The sequence below is a fragment of the Chengkuizengella marina genome, assembly GCF_009910845.1.
Lineage (GTDB): Bacteria > Bacillota > Bacilli > Paenibacillales > KCTC-33759 > Chengkuizengella > Chengkuizengella marina.
In genome coordinates, this window is record NZ_SIJB01000030.1 from 56833 (window position 1) to 73409 (window position 16577).

The following is a 16577-nucleotide window of genomic DNA, read 5'->3' on the forward strand; positions in this document are numbered from 1 at the left end:
AAAACAAGTGTAATAAGAAGGGAGATAGTGGATGAATAACACCATCTTATCTACTAAACTTAGTATCCCAAAAGCTAGGCGAGAGTTAGTTATCCGCAACCGTTTAATACAGCATTTAAACGATGGGATGCATCGACATTTGACGCTCATATCTGCTCATGCAGGTTTTGGGAAAACGACGTTAGTGAGGGAATGGCTTGCAAGCTGTAATTATGCTGTAGCATGGCTGTCGTTAGAAGAGGGGGATAATAATCCAAATTCTTTTCTCACTTATATCATTGCGGCATTACAGACGTTAGAGAAAGATTTAGGTAAGGAGCTCTTGAGTTTACTCCGATCTCCCCAGCCACCCAAAATGGAAGTTATTTTGACTTCTCTTCTCAATGAAATCACTTCAATTCCATACAATTTTATTCTTGTACTTGACGACTATCATACGATTCATACTCAACCTATAAACTATGCTATGACATTCCTGTTAGAAAACATGCCCTCACAGATGCATTTGGTCATAACTACTCGAGAGGACCCTAAGTTTCCTTTGGCGCGTTTACGTGCGAGGGATCAGTTGACAGAGGTACGGGACTCAGACTTACGTTTTACCAGTTCTGAAGCTGCTAGTTTCCTTAATCAAGTAATGAATTTGAGGCTATCAAATAAAGATATCGTTGACTTGGTAACTAAAACTGAGGGATGGATTTCCGGTCTTCAATTAGCTGGGATTTCAATGAGCGGACATGATGATCCCTCAAGCTTTATAAAGACTTTTACAGGTACTCACACTTTCATTATGGACTACTTAGTTGAAGAAGTTCTTAAGCAACAGTCAGTATATATCCAGAATTTTTTATTACGAACATCTATTTTAGATCGTTTATGTGGCCCCTTGTGTGATGCTGTGATGCAAGATACACCTCTTATAGGGCAGCAAAACCTTGAGTTTCTAGAAAAATCAAATCTGTTTATTATTCCTTTGGATAATGAGCGTCGCTGGTATCGGTATCACCATCTTTTTGCAGAATTGTTAAAACAAAGATTGTTGCAAGATCTGGATCATTCCTCAGAGAACAAAAAAATAGATATTGCACAATTACATATTCGCGCAAGTATATGGCATGAAAAAAACAACTATGAGATTGAAGCATTTCAACATGCTGCAGCTGCTGGTGATGTAGAACGAGCTGAGCGTTTGTTATTGGGAAATGGGACTCCTCTTCATTTTCGTGGAGCAATAGTCCCTGTAATCAAATGGCTTGAAACATTATCAACAGAGATATTGAATGCTAATCCTACATTATGGGTTCTATATGCTTCAGTACTCTCGATGTCTAATCATTATAATGAGGTTGAACCTAAATTGCTCGCTGCTGAAGGGGCCTTGCAAGGACTTGAGATAAATAGGAAGACTCGGAATCTTGTTGGGCATATTGCAGCCATACGAGCATTTCTTGCGACGGTGCAAAATAAAGTAGATGTGATTGTTTCCGAGTCTCTTATTGCACTAGAAAATTTAAGTCCAGACAACTTGGCGGTCAGAACGGCTACTACCTGGAAGCTAGGTATAGCCTATGAACGAAAGGGAGACAACACAAAAGCGAAACAAGCTTATACAGAAGTTGTTTCTATATGTAATGCGTCTGGGAATAAAATCATTGGGATATTAGCTGCAACAGGGCTAGGGAACATACAAGTAAAAGAAAATTTTCTGGAGCAAGCTTTCAAAACATACCAGCAAGCTCTCAAAATGAAAGATGATACGCCATCATCATATTCGTATAGAGCATACATAGGCTTAGCTCGTATTTATTACGAATGGAACGATTTAGATGCTTCTATTGAACATATAGAGAAGAGTATACAACTAGCGAAGCTAATAGAAAATGTTGACCAAATCATTACGAGTAATCTTCTATACGTCAAAACATTGCTAGCGAAAGGAGATAAGGACAGTGCATCAAATATTTTAAATGAAATAAAAGAGAATGTTATTCAGTATAACTTAGAAGATCGAATTTCAGAAGTCAGCGAGACAGAGGTGATCTTGTTATTAAATCAAGGGAAACTTCTTTCTGCACAAAAATTAGCTGAAACCTACAAGACCCCGCTTAGTCAGGCAAGAGTTTATCTTTCTCAAGGAGACATAACTAAAGCTCTGAATGAGTTAAACACTTTTTATCAAGAGGTAAAGCAAAATGGAATAAGAGAGAAAGTGTTAAAGGCTATGATTTTAAAGGCAGTTATATTTTATACAGATGGTGAAACAGAGAAATCGTTGGAATTAATAACAGATTGTCTATTAGAGGCAAAGTCTGGTCGCTTTGTTCGTGTTTTCCTTGATGAAGGGAAACATATGGAGAGGTTATTGCTCAAAGCATATGCTAATAGGGTTATGCCAGAATATATAGAGTTCTTGCTAAAAGCGTTTAAGCTTGAGAAGCAGAAGTTTAATTGTGAAGAACAAACAAATATGATTCATTCTCAACTTCTATTTGAAACTTTGAGCCAACGTGAGCTGGAGGTTTTAAAGCTGATAGGACAGGGGTTCTCAAATAAAGATATTAGTAAAAGACTTTTTATTGCCTTAGACACTGTTAAAGGACATAACCGAAGAATATTTGATAAACTCCAGGTTGGAAGGCGTACTGAGGCTGTAGCCAAAGCTCGTGAGATAGGCTTGCTGTAAGGGTTCGTATATCGCTAAGTGAGCAAGTACACTTCGTATTGACAAAAACAACACTAAAAACAACACTAAAGTGTCTATGGGTTGATAAAAAATAGAAGTAAAATAGTTACAGTCTAAAACAAATCTAAATGATTAAAGCACTTCCATTCAAGTCATACGACTTTAAAAATATGCTCTTGAAAGAATATTAAAACAGAGATACGAGGAGGAGAGGTAGTGAAAGCCATTGTATACACTGAGTATGGTTCACCCGATGTTCTTCATATGGAAGAATTAGATAAACCTACTCTGGGAGATAATGAAGTACTTATAAAAGTACATGCAAGAACAGTATCTTCAGGAGATGCGAGAATGCGTAATGGTAGCAGAAAGGCATTACCTCTTTGGCCCATCTCAAAAATAGCGATAGGTTTAATAAAACCAAAACGAACTATACTTGGCATGGATTTTTCTGGAGAAATTGAATCAGTAGGAAAAGATGTAAAACAATTTAAGAAAGGCGATCAAGTTTTTGGATTTTGTGGAAAAGGTACTTATGCTGAATATATAAGTTTACGTGAAAACGGACCAATAGCAATAAAACCGAACAATATCAGCCATGAGGAAGCAGCCGCTATTCCTTTTGGGGCAGCTTCCTCATTATTTTTCCTTAGAAAAGGAAAAATTCAAAGCGGATACAAAGTGCTTATATATGGAGCTTCCGGAAGTTTAGGTACTTTTGCAATTCAGCTTGCCAAATACTTTGGGGCAGAAGTAACCGCGGTATGCAGTACTTCGAATTTAGAATTGGTAAGATCTCTAGGAGCTGATAAGGTCATTGATTATACAAAAGAGGACTTCACTAAAAACGGTGAAACCTATGACATTATATATGATACAGTGGATAAAACTTCATTTTCACGATGTAAAGGTTCACTAAAACAAACAGGATTTTATGTTATAGCTGTCATCCATTTCCCTCAGGTTGTTCAAATCCTATGGACTTCGAAAATAGGCAGCAAAAAAGTAGTAAGTGGGATAACACCAGACAGCGCTGAAGATTTAAATTTCTTAGGAGAACTTGCAGAAACGGGTAAAATAAAGTCAGTCATAGATAGAAGTTATCCATTAGAACAAATTGCCGCGGCTCACAAATATGTTGATAAAGGACACAAAAAAGGAAACGTAGTCATAACAACATCTTGATATGAATACTCGCTTTAAAAGAAATGGGGATTAACTAACCTGAATTGAAAGCAGCCTTAGACCTATCTTCTAGCTTAAAGGAGCAGGATGCTCCGCTAAAAAAATGAGGAGGAAAATAATGTGAAAGGAATTATATGCACAAAATACGGACCACCTGAAGTCCTTCAACTTAACGAAGTGGAAAAACCCATTCCCAAAAACAATGAAGTACTCATAAAAATACACGAAACAGCAGTAACTGCAAGTGATTGTGTAATAAGGGGCTTTAAAATGCCTGGCAATCCTAGCTTCCCTAAAAAGCAAGTAATGGAACTGATGATGAGGTTATTTATAGGTTTTTCAAAACCAAGAAATCCTATTATTGGACTGGTATTTTCCGGAGTCGTCGAATCAGTAGGCAAAGATATTAAGCAATTTAAAGAAGGTGATCAAGTATATGGATTTACAGGGAATAGCCGTGGAGCATATGCTGAGTACAAATGTGTATCCGCAAAAGAAGCTGCCCAGGGAGAGCTGGTAATAAAACCGAACAATATAAGCCATAAAGAAGCTGCAGCAGTAGTTTATGGGGGAGCTCTGGCAATGCATTTTATGAAAGACATGGATATTCAAAGAAGTGGACAAAAAGTGCTTATTTATGGAGCTTCGGGTGCCATAGGAACTACTGCGGTACAACTCGCAAAATACTTTGGTGCTGAAGTCACTGCAATATGCAGCTCATCAAATTTTGAATTGGTGAGATCTCTGGGGGCTGATAAAGTCATTGATTACACTAAAGAGGATTCAATAAACCAATTAGAACTTTATGATTTTATCCTTGATGCTGTTGGAAAAAGCAAAAGCTCAACACTTAAAATACAATGTAAAAAAGCACTTAGGAATGGAAAATATGTGTCAGTAGATGATAAACTTCTTAAGATACAGTCTCATTATCTTCCTAAACTAAACGAGCTAATTGAAGCAGGACATGTTAAGGCGGTCATAGACAGAAATTATTCCTTAGCAGAGATCGTTGAAGCTCATAAATACGTTGATACAGGACACAAAAAAGGAAATGTAGTAATAACTGTATAATATTCAGGTAAAAGAATAAAGAACACACAACAATGTGTATGATCCATAAAGGCTTTGGACGTACTACACTTGGAAAGATACCCATTAAAAAAAAGTTAACCAGTAAGTGCCTGGCTGACTTCATAATACGATCTGGCGCTTTTCTCTAGGAGAAGCGCTTTTTTTTGGTGATTAGACCATATTGCTCACGATCAATAAATGATTGAGAGGAGAATTGCAATTTTTTATGCGCCTAGCACGGGTGTAATCTATAGAATGAAAGTCTAAGTAGTTATTAAAAAATAACAATATCATAAAATATGCTAATTGATTGGTTCATTAACACAAGCACATTCTCTCAATTTCCATAGCATATTAATGAGTGAACATTTGTTCCAAATTTGAAGCTACAGTAAATAATCCATGCAATGGAGAGCTAACTTGTTTAACTGAAATTCAACCTGTACGATTAGTAGGGTGTGTAAGGATTATGGCAAACACTGGCCCCATTCTTAGTTTTCTTTCAATAGAAGGAGGTGAAATATATGCCAAAACACCATAAAAGAAAATTCTGTGATCCAACCATTACCTTAGAAGTCCCGAGTGAAATAAATTGTCAAGGTTGCATTACTGGAAAGGTTACTTCTGATGGAGTGTGTCCAGTAGAAGGTGCAGAAGTCTTTTTCTCGAGTTCATTACCTAATAGCGTCGGTTTTGACCCGAATCCCGCAATAACAGATAATAATGGAGAATATTCGTCAATGGTGACGGTAGCTCCGCCTCTTTTGGGTACGGTTATTACAATCATAGCTAGTACAGAAGTAGATAATATCCCAATATCTGATACAGAGTTTACAACTGTAAGTTGCGAACTTGCAGCTGAAACAGTGTATGTCACGAATGCATTATCAAATAATGTTACAGCTATTGATGGACAAAATAATACTCCAATCACAACTCTACCCGTTCAAACTCTACCTCAAAGAGTAATCGTTACACCAGATGGAGAATTTGCTTACGTTGCTAATGCAGCTAGTGCTTCTGTTTCAGTAATTCGTGTGTCAGACAATACTTTAGTTGGAAATCCAATAACCACAGGAGGAGGTTCTGTAAATTTAGTTGCAACACCTGATAGTAGGTTTGTCTACGTCTATAATGTAGAGGCTAAGACGGTTTCTGTGATAGCAGTGAGTGACAGCCCTAGTGTAATCAAAAATATTGATGTTGGAGAAGGTACAGGAGGACCAATTCCTTTCAAAAATATTGCGATTACACCAGATGGTCAGTTTGTTTATGTAGCTAATACGCCAGATAGCACGGTGTCTGTTATTCAAACTTCTAATAATGTTGTTATTAATACGATTCCTGTTCCTAATTTTCCTTTATCTATCGCCAGCACACCTGATAGTAAATTTGTCTATATTGTAAGTTCAAATGGAGAAATAACCGTTATCGAAACTTCAAATCAAACCATATTTGATACTATTTTTAATCCAGCTCCGAATCCTCAGAATTTAGCAATTACTCCTAACGGTGAATTTCTCTATGTAATTGGTAATTCACAATTTGTTGAAGCTTTTCGAATATCTGATAACACACGGATAGCCAGTATAGAAATATCTCGTGCTAACTTTTCACTTGATATTGTCATCTCTCCATCATCAGATTTCGTATATGTCATAGCTAATCAAAATTTTGTTACGTTTGGTAGTTTCAATGTTATTGATGTAACGACTAATACAGTAATGAAGCAGGTGCAGCTTGGATTTGCACCAAGACAAATGGCTATTAATACGGATGGGAGTCGAGTATATGTGTCTAATGCTGATCCTGATAATGTAGAAGTCATCCAAACTTCTAATAATGAATTGATAGCAAATATACCAGCAGGTGGAAATGGAGCTCAAGGTATAGCCGTTACTCCTTAACTATTCCTTTAAAATAAACATTCTCAAATACAACCTCATGATACCTCGTTTGTATCTAGAGGTTTATAATATTTTTACCAAACCTTTTATATTAAAAAAAAAGAATGATTCAATGGTATCTCAAATTGTTATAGTACATCCCTTGCTTTAAACACAGGTAATATTAATCCCTTTCGATAGCCCAAATTATGGTTCAACAATAGTATAAGCGTATTTTTTTGAATTCCTGTTTACTCTAAAAGAATCATCATCAGGAGCAATGACTACATTTGTTGGTGCCTGACCTACTTGAATGGTTGCAATGACCTGATGACGGGTTACATCAATCACGGAAATTGTATTACCAGTTCCAAACAATCCAAAATTTGGAACATAAGCCAACCTCCCATCGTTAGTTAAGGAAATGGACACAGGACCAGTTCCAACAGTAATCGTTTCAATCACTTGATGTTTGGTCGTATCAATGACGGAAACAGTATCCCCTGAACCTTCTGATCCAAAATTAGCGACATACGCAATCTTTCCATCAGGTGTAAATGTAACGGAAATCGGCTCAGTTTCAACCCGTATAGTTCCGATTACTTTATGAGTAGCCACATCTATAACGGAAACAACTCTATTTCCTGGAACATAAGCTAATGTACCATCTGGAGTGAAAGCAATTGAGAAAACAGCCATCGCTATGGGTACAGTTGCAATCACTTGATGGGAGTTTACATCAATCACGGAGAGGGTAGTATCTAAAAAACTAGCAACATAAGCGATTTTTCCATCAGGAGTAAAAGCAGTAAACTGAGGGATGGATCCTACAGGGATGGAAGCGATTACTTGGTGAGTACTTACTTCAATAACAGATACAAGACAATCTACTTCTGTAAGAATATAAGCCAACTCTCCATTAGGACTGAATGCAACAAATATTGCTGCTCTACCTACCTGAACATTCGCAATGACCTGTTGGGTACTTACATCAATCACAGAGACTAAGCTTATTCCTTCATCTGCTTCCACAATAACATAGACGAAATTACCTTCGGGGTTTATGGCAAGAGCGCCCGCCTCTCCTCCTACAGTTATTTTTCCAATTAATTGATGAGTGGTGACATCTATGACAAATACAGTATTACTTCCAAGGGAACTGATTGAAAGATAAGCTAATTTTCCATCAGGAGTAAAAACGAGAAAAGCTGGTTCGTTTTCATCTCCAACGGATATTGTCGCAATCACTTCTTGTTTACTTATATCAATAACTGAAATAGATCTAGAGCCATCATTTACCACATAAGCAATAGACATCCTGCTCCCCCCTTTTAGATGAATAAACTTTATTGAAACTCAATGACAACACTCTTGATAATTTTTGGACATTATGATAGTTCCCTCGTATGATCCACTTACTCGGTTACATGTAGGAGGTAAATTTTGCATAGAAAGATCGCATGTATCGGGTGGAACTTTACAAGATCCCACTACCATCGCTTGCTCACCCTCTATTTCAAGTGTACAGACTCCCCTCGCTATCATACTTTTTTTCTGTCCTGGGAAAACTTTTATCTTTTTTATGATTTTCCCTTTAGGTGATAATAACTTTGCTATAATTGTACAATTTTCTATTAAGTTCGTTAAACCACCTGTTCTTTGTGGATCACAATAAATAGAATTATTTTTAATATCAATACAAATATCTACTATGTTAGTTGACACTACATATTGCTCAATTATTGGTTTCCCATCAGCATCTAAACAATTCTGCACGATACATCCTGATATTGGACAATGTATCATTGATTTAATCACCTCACACCTCTATTTTATGTTTTGAAAAGATACTAGATAGATTAATCTTTCTTGTTAAATCAATTGAGAAGCTAATATATAGTTTATTATCATTTGTTATTGAATATTCGCACTTTTGGGTAACAGTAATTCAATATTTGACTCGTTCTCGAATATTTATCACATTTTGCTTAATGTATGTTTTCTATCATTATCTTAAAAAATAAAGGTGATAGAATGCTTTAACTTGTATAAAGAAGAGCCTGAGCTATCAAGTCATTCGTTATACTAAATTCGTCTCTATTATTGCTATGGTTGGACTACCTCTTGTTCTAATAAGTAACATTTTTGATTTTTATTTACTTAGATTTGTTTTAGTTTTGGGATTTTCTTTTATTTTTATATTTGCTATTTAAAATATTTAAATGAAAAAGATTCTAAATCTATCGCGAAGAAAATAATAGAATGGTGTTTGATAAAATGAATCTTGAAAATAACTACTTGGCTATTTCAATATTGGATTTTTTTATTAAATCTTTTAAAGCTGGTCTTTCATTGCCATTTCTTCCAACAACATGCGTAGCAGTTACTAATGAATTTAGAACCGCCTCTTCGGTAGCTTCTCCAATCGCTCTAAATGCCAGGTCCATATCTTCTTCATGAATCATTGAAACCAAATGACATTGAGAAGTTTTTTCATGAGGTATCTTTGTAGCTGTGGTAAAGCCTATTACCACTTCACCACTCCCATTGGTAATAATGGAACCAGTACGAGATAAACCTGTTACTACTCGTTTGATAATACGGTTTAGCTGCCTTTCTGAAACAGGGAGATCAGTACCAGCAATGATGATTATAGACCCTTTGTTCTTTTCCTCGTAAGAAATGTTAATAGCATCTCTCAATTCCTCTCCAACAGCTTTACCATTTATTTTCAAGTCACTCAAAATTCCGAAGTTAGATAATACCAAAACACCCATGGTATAAGTTCCATGTTCCATTGGCATTAGTCTAGAGGAAGTTCCAATTCCACCTTTTAAAGAATAACATAACATCCCTGTTCCTGCTCCAACGGTACCTTCCTTAAATTCTGATGATGCATTTGATAATGCTTTGATAACATGCTCTTTCGTAATAAATCTACCTCGAATGTCGTTTAGTAGCATATCATTACACTCACATATAATTGGATTAACTGATCCTGTCGAACGACCAATTTCTGGATTATGATCTAGCATATGCTCAATTAAAGCATCGGCTGCCGTTCCAATACTTAACGTATTTGTTAATATGATTGGAGTTTCTAATGTTCCTAACTCCTCAATTTGAATCGTACCTATTGTTTTTCCAAAACCATTTATCACGTAACTTGAGGCTATTAATTTATCTCTAAATATATTCCCTTGATGAGGTACGATAGCGGTGACACCTGTTTGAATCTCCTTATTGCTAAGCGTTACATGTCCGACGGTTACTCCTCCTAGGTCTGTAATTGAGTTTAAGTTTCCTGTATCTAAGCGGCCTATTTTTACTCCATAATCTCTTATTCTTTTTTGCCCTAACATATTTATCCGCCTTTCATCCTTGTCATTCTATCTATTCTTTCGTTTGAAAAGGAATTGTCTGAGTCACCTTCATGGTTTTCATACGCGGGAATCGTCCATCTAAGTTGTTTTCAAGTATCCACTCATGATGAGTTTCTGCAATCATGGGGTTGTCATTCACTGAAATGCCCTCCCATTCAAAATCTACTGAAACATGTAGGGTCTGATCATTATTTTCTCGAACAGAGAAATTTTTTGGATAATGAGCACTATCTTTCACTTGAATCGTTGCTAACCATTGCTTAAATTGATCCATATTGACAATCTTTGATGTCGTACTTAAATCTAATTCGAACTGATCAGTTAAAAGCTCATCAAATTTATCGCCATTGACACTTGCGGTTTCCATTAAATATAACCAATAATGCATAAATGATTTTGCCCGATTCTCACCATAAGCAGCTGAAAATTGTGGGTTCGCAATGCTCCCTGTAGGTTCTAGCTTGACTTCAGTGAACAGAGGAAGATCATTGTCTCTAAGCTTTAAAATAGTGGAATAATGAATGGTATAACTATATCGACTTTCATCTGGACGTATGTTTTGATAAAGTATATCCGCTTCAAGTGAAAGGTTATTGTTATCCAAACGTTTTACTTGGGTATGTTGAACATGATGAGCATTTTGCCATCCTTCATACATCATCAATCGTTCTTCTAAACCATCCTTCCCTTTCGTTGTTCCTGCTTGAGATGAAATTTCGATATCATCTGCTAAAATATCGAGTTGATTGCTAATACGAGCTTTATTAAAAGGCACCTCATATACTTGATACCAACGATAATATTGTGTTAAAGCCAAATGATTGTCTTTTGTTTGAATAAATTGATCCATTTCTCAAAACTCCTTTTTATTCTAATTTTAATTTAACAAAACGAATGATTTGTGCATTATCCTTTCCTTTACCGAGTTAATTTATTTAACAATGTCAGTCCTTTACGGTTTGTTATGCAATGTGTCCTTTCTATTATTTTTATTTTTTGATTTGATTATAAAGGTTAAAGTTAACTCTAAGTCAAGTGAATAAATCTATCTTAATAGAAATTAGTTTCTTGACCTATATCATATTCATTTCTTCTTTCATAGAATATCGTATGAAACTAGAAAGGGGAACTATAGAGTATATGAAAAAAAAATCTATGAAAAAGGAGTGTCGCGTAGGAGAACATAAGGGATATCTGTTTTAATTGTTCCAACTCTACGGTGTGTTTATCTTATCAATATACTCTCTAGCTTATTTTGTTATAGATCAAACTTTGTGTAATGACGATTATTAAAACTTATTTCATTTTCTATTGACCGACTCTTAGTCAATTATTATATTAGAGATAACAATTTCAGTAATATTTTGGTAATAACAGTGCCTGATCAGAAATTAAATTGTTGATAAGCTTGTTGACCTAATAAGGGGGAAAAGATATGGATTTGAATTATGAAGTACACGGTACAGGCGAACCAATCGTTATGATTCATAGCCCAGGAGTAGATATGAGAGAATGGAAGTACATCGTACCTCATTTGGCACAGACAAACGAGGTTGTCATTTTTGACGGTCGAGGTGCCGGGAAATCGCCAGCACCAGTTGAACCATCTGATTTTGTTAATGATGTGCTAAGGCTGATCGATCACTTAGGGATTGAAAAGGCCACTCTTGTTGGTCATTCAATGGGGGGACAAATTGCAACTGATTTCACTCTTACATATCCTGACAAAGTAAAAAAACTTGTATTAATTTCTCCTTCTTTAACGGGATTTAAATATTCCAGTGAATTTACTGAATGGATGCAGAAAGTAAATTCTGTTGCACCAGATGTTGAAAAACTTGTTGAGATGTCGTTAAGTGGTCCAAATTACAGTATTACCATGTCTAGCCCACATCAAGGGTTTCTCTATGAAATGACGAGACACTATATGAACAAAGTATTTACTGAATGGAAGAACTTTGAGATTATTTGGCCTGAACCACCAGCGATTGAAAGATTACATGAGATTAAAGCAAGTACTCTTTTTATTCAAGGGGATAAGGAATGGGAAGATCTTTATCGAATCTCTGAACACTTCAAACAAGTACAATCCATTCGTTTTATCATCGTTGAAGGTGCAGATCATATGGTAACACTGACTCATCCTGAAAAAATCGTCAATTATATTGATCTATTTTTACACCAAGGGTAATTGAATAATGCCTTACAACGTAAAGTTCAAATATCTGCATTTCCTTAGAATATTCCTATTGATTTTTTTCAATCTTAAGCATAAATATCTAAATTTAACGAATACTACCTTTTAGAGTAAAAACATGGGGCGATTAAGAGTGTGAAGGTACAATAATCGTCTTCTTTATAAAATTTTAGGCAAACAGTTAGAAAAAATAGGAGGTTTTATAGTTGACAAAGAAAAAGAATGCATTGGTTTTGTTGATATTCATGATGATCATGTCATTCTCAACAGGAGTATTTGCTGAAGATAACCCACAAAGTAAAAAGGATATTGTGGATATAGCAGTAGAAGCAGGTGACTTTAATACGTTGGCAGCTGCTTTGGAGAAAGCTGGATTGGTCGAAACACTAAAAGAAAAAGGGCCATTTACTGTATTTGCTCCCACAGATGAGGCGTTTGAAAAACTTCTAGATGAATTAGACATATCTGCAGAAGAGTTGTTAGCTAGAGAAGACTTGAAAAAAATTCTTCTGTACCATGTTGTACCTGGAAAAGTGATGTCTGGTGATCTTAAAGATGGGATGAAAGTGAAAACGTTGGCTAATAAAAAAGTGGAAATCTCACTGGATCCTATTCAAGTGAATAACGCAAATGTCGTAAAAGCGGACATAGAGGCTTCCAATGGTGTTATTCATGTCATTGATGAAGTCTTATTGCCCCAATAACCTGGATTTAAGAACGATTAAAATGGACAAGACTGAATTCTTAATTGAATTCAGTCTTTATTTATCATTATGTCTATAGATCTATGATTTGAAATGAACTTATCGTATTACAGTCAACAGTTATAAACAGATTCGTGGGATCAATATCAAATTCAAGATTACTATCAGTACAAATTTGATTTAATGGAACACAGCAATTTTCCCCTGGGTCAATTGTACGTCCTTCATTTGGTTTTAACAATTCAAGCGTAATGCATTTTTTACAGCTATCAACTTCTTCGACTCGAAAATAAACAGTTATATAACATGGTTCAAGAGGATCAGTTGAAGAATTAAGAATATCACCAAAAGCATATAACAACGTATTGTCTTTTTTTGTTAAAATAATAACATCTCCTATATTTTTTAAGGCCTCACAAATACAATTTTCTTTCCTTTGAGGCTTTTTTCTTTTTTTATCTGCCATGAAAAACACCTCCATATTTTGAGATAGAATAGAATATGATTTTGAACATGAATCTGTATGGATGGGTATCATGGTTTTTTTTTCGATTGTGCTTTTGTCTTTTATTTAAAAAAATGATTAGTTGCTAACATAAATTCTTTATTATATTATCAAAATATGGTAACAATTTGTGGCAATAGAGTAAAAGTATAATCTAAGGAGTTGACTTATTGATGTCTCTGCAATTATCACCTTATTTGATGATGAATGGAAATGGAAAGGAAGTGATTGAATTTTATAAAAAAGCACTAGATGCTGAGATTCTTTATTACCAATCTTTGGGAAATATGTGTGAAAACTCTGATTATCCAATTCCAGAAGAAGCTAAGGAACTTGTTGGATACGCTTCGCTAAAAATTGGAAATTCAATCTTAATGCTTTCCGATTCACATCCAGGTCAACCCCATCAAATTGGTAATCAAGTTACAATCTGTATTACTGCTGACGATAATGAAAAGTGTAAACAAATTTTTGAAGCATTGCAGGATAACGGCGGCCAAGTGATCATGCCACTGCAAAAGGCTCCTATTAGTCCTTCATATGGTATTGTAACAGATAGATTCGGTGTTACATTTCAAATTTATACTAAGATGCAACAGTAAATTATTTTATGTAAACCGGTGCATTTCTTGAAGAAGTGTGCCTTTTACATTTTAGGACAATCTTTTAATTCTATACTAATAAAAAAGTGGGATAAATAATAATTGCAATGAAATGTGAGAAACCATGTGTGCTAAAACAGCATATTCAAAACCTTTCTTCCAATAAAGGTATCCAAATAACAATCCACCAGTTCCGTTCAGTAAAAAACATCTAACAATTAAATTTGTTGATAATTCTCCAAACAACATCTCAGTAGCAGGTAAATGACCAGCAGCAAACAAAGCTGCAGAGATAACAATAGCAATCCAATAATACTTATTATTTAAAGAACTTTTATTACGATTGAAAATCTTCTGAAAAATCCATATCAATAAAGACATAAAAAATAATCTTAGTAGTATTTCCTCAAAAAACCCACCATATAAAACGCCTACTAATAATGCTAAAAAAGAAAATTCAGGAGTGTTTTCTCTAATCAAGGGAATTTGATATTGATAATAAAATCTATCTGCTCCAGAAATAATCAAAGCTATAAATACACCAAAAATAACAGATAATAAAACTGACTTTTTATTCAGACTGACTTTTTCCTTGTTAAACAACGAAGTGAATATATTTAGAGAAAAGCCTGTTTTTCGTGCTAATTTAATACCAATAAGAGATAATCCAAAAGAGATGAAGAATAACTGAAATGAAGTAACAAGTATTAAAAGATTTATCGGTAAAGGAATTGTTCCTATAAACTCATCGTATTGATTGGGAAGGGTACGTTGTAATATATCTAATTGATAGGGTAATACAAAAAATCCAGATATAAAACATATAAATGATAAAAATAACGATATTTTAAAATCTAATTTATTCATTTATCTACTCTTTTCTTGAGTACTCCATTTTTTTAGAAAATAGCTATTTTGATTACCAAGAGACCATATAACAACAGGAATAAGCAGTAGTGAAAAGATACCACCGGCAATTGAAAGTACTGCATAACTGGAATGAGCAACAACTATACCAGATAATGCTCCACCTGATGCTCCAGCCAAAGCGATTAATACATCAACAGTTCCTTGTATTTTTGCACGATTGGATGGATTAGTTGCATCTACGATGATAGTTGTACCACTAATCAATCCAAAATTCCAACCAAGCCCAAGTAAAACGAGAGAAATAACAAGTATCATCAAGGAATCTACTGGTGCTACTGCAGCTAGAACACCAGAAGCAAGTAGAATGCTGCCAGCAGCAATGGCCATTGAAGTTCTTCCAATCTTATCTACAAGGATACCCGTCACAAGAGATGGTAGGTACATTGCTCCTATATGGAAGCCAATTACTAGCCCAACCGCTCGCAAACCATGCCCATGATCCCCCATATGTACGGGTGTCATCGTCATAATGGAAACCATGACTATCTGAGTTAGAATCATAATTGTTGCTCCTACTACAATTTTTCGTTTTTTTAATGTTTGTTTACTGGATTTTTTGTCAGTATGATTATCTTCAAAAGTTCCCATTCCTTCAATTGCTTTGGCAACGATGAGAGGGTCTGGGCGAAGTAAAACTAGAAGTATCAAACCGGCAAGGATGAAGGCAGCAGCCGCTAAAATGAACGGACCAGCTAGAGCTGGGACTCCAATTGATATTGCAAAACGTCCCATTACATCAACTAAGTTTGGACCTGCAACAGCACCTAAGGTGGTTGAAACCATCGCAATACTGATTGCTGTTCCTCGCTGTGTGGGATTTGCTAAGTCTGTACCTGCATAACGAGCTTGTAAGTTAGTAGCAGTCCCAGCACCATAGATTAGCAGTGAAGCAAAAAGAAGTGCTATATTGTTAGTTAATGCTGAGATCACTACTCCTATTGCACCTAGTCCACCAGTCAAGAACCCAGTGGCAAGCCCTGAACGACGACCAAAATGCTGTGATAGTCGTCCTACAAGCAGTGCAGATCCAGCAGATCCTAAAGTGAACAAGGCAACTGGAACTCCTGCATAACTATCTGTACCTAGCATGTCTTGTGCAAGAAGTGCTCCGACCGTTAGACCCGCTGCAAGTCCTGCACCCCCGAAAATTTGTGAAATGACAACAATAATCAACGTCCTTCGATATAACTGTCGTTGTTTTTCTGGAGAATCAATGTATTTTTCATAATTCATCATTCAGTCTACCTTCTCTCCTATATTTAACTCCCTTTTAATGATCTTGTTAGTTCAGTCTATTAAATCAGAATAATCTTTCATTTTATAAAAACTTTATATATATTTGTTTACCAATATAATTATACTTAAAGGAATTGTAGATAGTAAATACAAATATATCTAATATTCCTTCATAAGTAAGTATTATATTGA

Annotated in this window: 14 protein-coding genes; 7 read left to right on the plus strand and 7 right to left on the minus strand. The window is 35.3% G+C overall.

Features of this window, described 5'->3' with window-relative positions; all coding sequences use genetic code 11:
* The first annotated feature begins 139 nt into the window (after nt 1-139).
* The 4 genes from ERL59_RS14925 (at nt 140) to ERL59_RS14940 (ending at nt 6849) form a co-directional block, all read left to right on the plus strand.
* Nucleotides 140-2683: a LuxR C-terminal-related transcriptional regulator gene (locus ERL59_RS14925; RefSeq protein ID WP_235929911.1), complete on the plus strand. Its 2544-nt coding sequence runs from the start codon at nt 140-142 to the stop codon at nt 2681-2683.
* A 216-nt stretch (nt 2684-2899) separates the two neighbouring features.
* Nucleotides 2900-3868 carry an NAD(P)-dependent alcohol dehydrogenase gene (locus tag ERL59_RS14930; RefSeq protein ID WP_160647030.1) on the plus strand — a complete coding sequence of 323 codons (969 nt, stop codon included), beginning with the start codon at nt 2900-2902 and terminating at the stop codon, nt 3866-3868.
* A gap of 120 nt (nt 3869-3988) precedes the next feature.
* The gene (locus ERL59_RS14935; RefSeq protein ID WP_160647031.1) at nt 3989-4942 is read left to right on the plus strand and encodes an NAD(P)-dependent alcohol dehydrogenase; all 954 of its coding nucleotides are present in this window, start codon (nt 3989-3991) and stop codon (nt 4940-4942) included.
* 524 nt (nt 4943-5466) lie between these two features.
* Nucleotides 5467-6849 carry a beta-propeller fold lactonase family protein gene (locus ERL59_RS14940; protein ID WP_160647032.1) on the plus strand — a complete coding sequence of 461 codons (1383 nt, stop codon included), beginning with the start codon at nt 5467-5469 and terminating at the stop codon, nt 6847-6849.
* Nucleotides 6850-7035: 186 nt separating this feature from the next.
* On the opposite strand, the gene ERL59_RS14945 is transcribed toward ERL59_RS14940, so the two are convergent.
* The 4 genes from ERL59_RS14945 to ERL59_RS14960 all read right to left on the minus strand — a co-directional run bounded on the left by ERL59_RS14945 (nt 7036) and on the right by ERL59_RS14960 (nt 11061).
* Nucleotides 7036-8145, minus strand: coding sequence for a beta-propeller fold lactonase family protein (locus tag ERL59_RS14945; RefSeq protein WP_160647033.1), 1110 nt, complete (start codon nt 8143-8145; stop codon nt 7036-7038).
* A 39-nt stretch (nt 8146-8184) separates the two neighbouring features.
* Nucleotides 8185-8634, minus strand: a complete 450-nt coding sequence (locus tag ERL59_RS14950; RefSeq protein ID WP_160647034.1) for a hypothetical protein — start codon at nt 8632-8634, stop codon at nt 8185-8187.
* A 488-nt stretch (nt 8635-9122) separates the two neighbouring features.
* A complete protein-coding gene (locus ERL59_RS14955) occupies nt 9123-10190 on the minus strand; it encodes a DmpA family aminopeptidase (RefSeq protein ID WP_160647035.1) in 1068 nt (355 codons plus the stop codon).
* Between the two features lie 31 nt (nt 10191-10221).
* The gene (locus tag ERL59_RS14960; protein ID WP_160647036.1) at nt 10222-11061 is read right to left on the minus strand and encodes a hypothetical protein; all 840 of its coding nucleotides are present in this window, start codon (nt 11059-11061) and stop codon (nt 10222-10224) included.
* A 585-nt stretch (nt 11062-11646) separates the two neighbouring features.
* On the opposite strand from ERL59_RS14960, the gene ERL59_RS14965 reads away from it, so the two are divergent.
* Complete coding sequence (locus ERL59_RS14965) at nt 11647-12402, plus strand: alpha/beta fold hydrolase (protein WP_160647037.1); 756 nt, start codon at nt 11647-11649, stop codon at nt 12400-12402.
* A gap of 212 nt (nt 12403-12614) precedes the next feature.
* Nucleotides 12615-13112, plus strand: a complete 498-nt coding sequence (locus ERL59_RS14970) for a fasciclin domain-containing protein (protein WP_235929912.1) — start codon at nt 12615-12617, stop codon at nt 13110-13112.
* A gap of 73 nt (nt 13113-13185) precedes the next feature.
* On the opposite strand, the gene ERL59_RS14975 is transcribed toward ERL59_RS14970, so the two are convergent.
* On the minus strand, nt 13186-13578 hold the full coding sequence (locus tag ERL59_RS14975) for a CotY/CotZ family spore coat protein (protein WP_160647038.1): 393 nt from the start codon (nt 13576-13578) through the stop codon (nt 13186-13188).
* A gap of 212 nt (nt 13579-13790) precedes the next feature.
* Between ERL59_RS14975 and ERL59_RS14980 the strand changes: the two genes are divergently transcribed.
* Complete coding sequence (locus ERL59_RS14980) at nt 13791-14219, plus strand: VOC family protein (RefSeq protein WP_160647039.1); 429 nt, start codon at nt 13791-13793, stop codon at nt 14217-14219.
* Between the two features lie 75 nt (nt 14220-14294).
* Here ERL59_RS14980 and ERL59_RS14985 read toward each other — a convergent pair whose 3' ends face one another.
* Together ERL59_RS14985 and ERL59_RS14990 are read right to left on the minus strand one after the other, a co-directional pair.
* Nucleotides 14295-15086 carry a CPBP family intramembrane glutamic endopeptidase gene (locus tag ERL59_RS14985; RefSeq protein WP_160647040.1) on the minus strand — a complete coding sequence of 264 codons (792 nt, stop codon included), beginning with the start codon at nt 15084-15086 and terminating at the stop codon, nt 14295-14297.
* The gene (locus ERL59_RS14990; RefSeq protein ID WP_160647041.1) at nt 15087-16385 is read right to left on the minus strand and encodes an MFS transporter; all 1299 of its coding nucleotides are present in this window, start codon (nt 16383-16385) and stop codon (nt 15087-15089) included. It lies immediately after the preceding gene.
* Between the last annotated feature and the right edge of the window lie 192 nt (nt 16386-16577).

Bases quoted from the DNA above. Each gene is read 5' to 3' on its own strand.
- ERL59_RS14940 (WP_160647032.1), top strand. From the start codon at position 5,467: ATGCCAAAACACCATAAAAGAAAATTCTGTGATCCAACCATTACCTTA.
- ERL59_RS14945 (WP_160647033.1), bottom strand. From the start codon at position 8,145: ATGTCTATTGCTTATGTGGTAAATGATGGCTCTAGATCTATTTCAGTT.
- ERL59_RS14950 (WP_160647034.1), bottom strand. From the start codon at position 8,634: ATGATACATTGTCCAATATCAGGATGTATCGTGCAGAATTGTTTAGAT.
- ERL59_RS14955 (WP_160647035.1), bottom strand. From the start codon at position 10,190: ATGTTAGGGCAAAAAAGAATAAGAGATTATGGAGTAAAAATAGGCCGC.
- ERL59_RS14960 (WP_160647036.1), bottom strand. From the start codon at position 11,061: ATGGATCAATTTATTCAAACAAAAGACAATCATTTGGCTTTAACACAA.
- ERL59_RS14965 (WP_160647037.1), top strand. From the start codon at position 11,647: ATGGATTTGAATTATGAAGTACACGGTACAGGCGAACCAATCGTTATG.
- ERL59_RS14975 (WP_160647038.1), bottom strand. From the start codon at position 13,578: ATGGCAGATAAAAAAAGAAAAAAGCCTCAAAGGAAAGAAAATTGTATT.
- ERL59_RS14980 (WP_160647039.1), top strand. From the start codon at position 13,791: ATGTCTCTGCAATTATCACCTTATTTGATGATGAATGGAAATGGAAAG.
- ERL59_RS14985 (WP_160647040.1), bottom strand. From the start codon at position 15,086: ATGAATAAATTAGATTTTAAAATATCGTTATTTTTATCATTTATATGT.
- ERL59_RS14990 (WP_160647041.1), bottom strand. From the start codon at position 16,385: ATGATGAATTATGAAAAATACATTGATTCTCCAGAAAAACAACGACAG.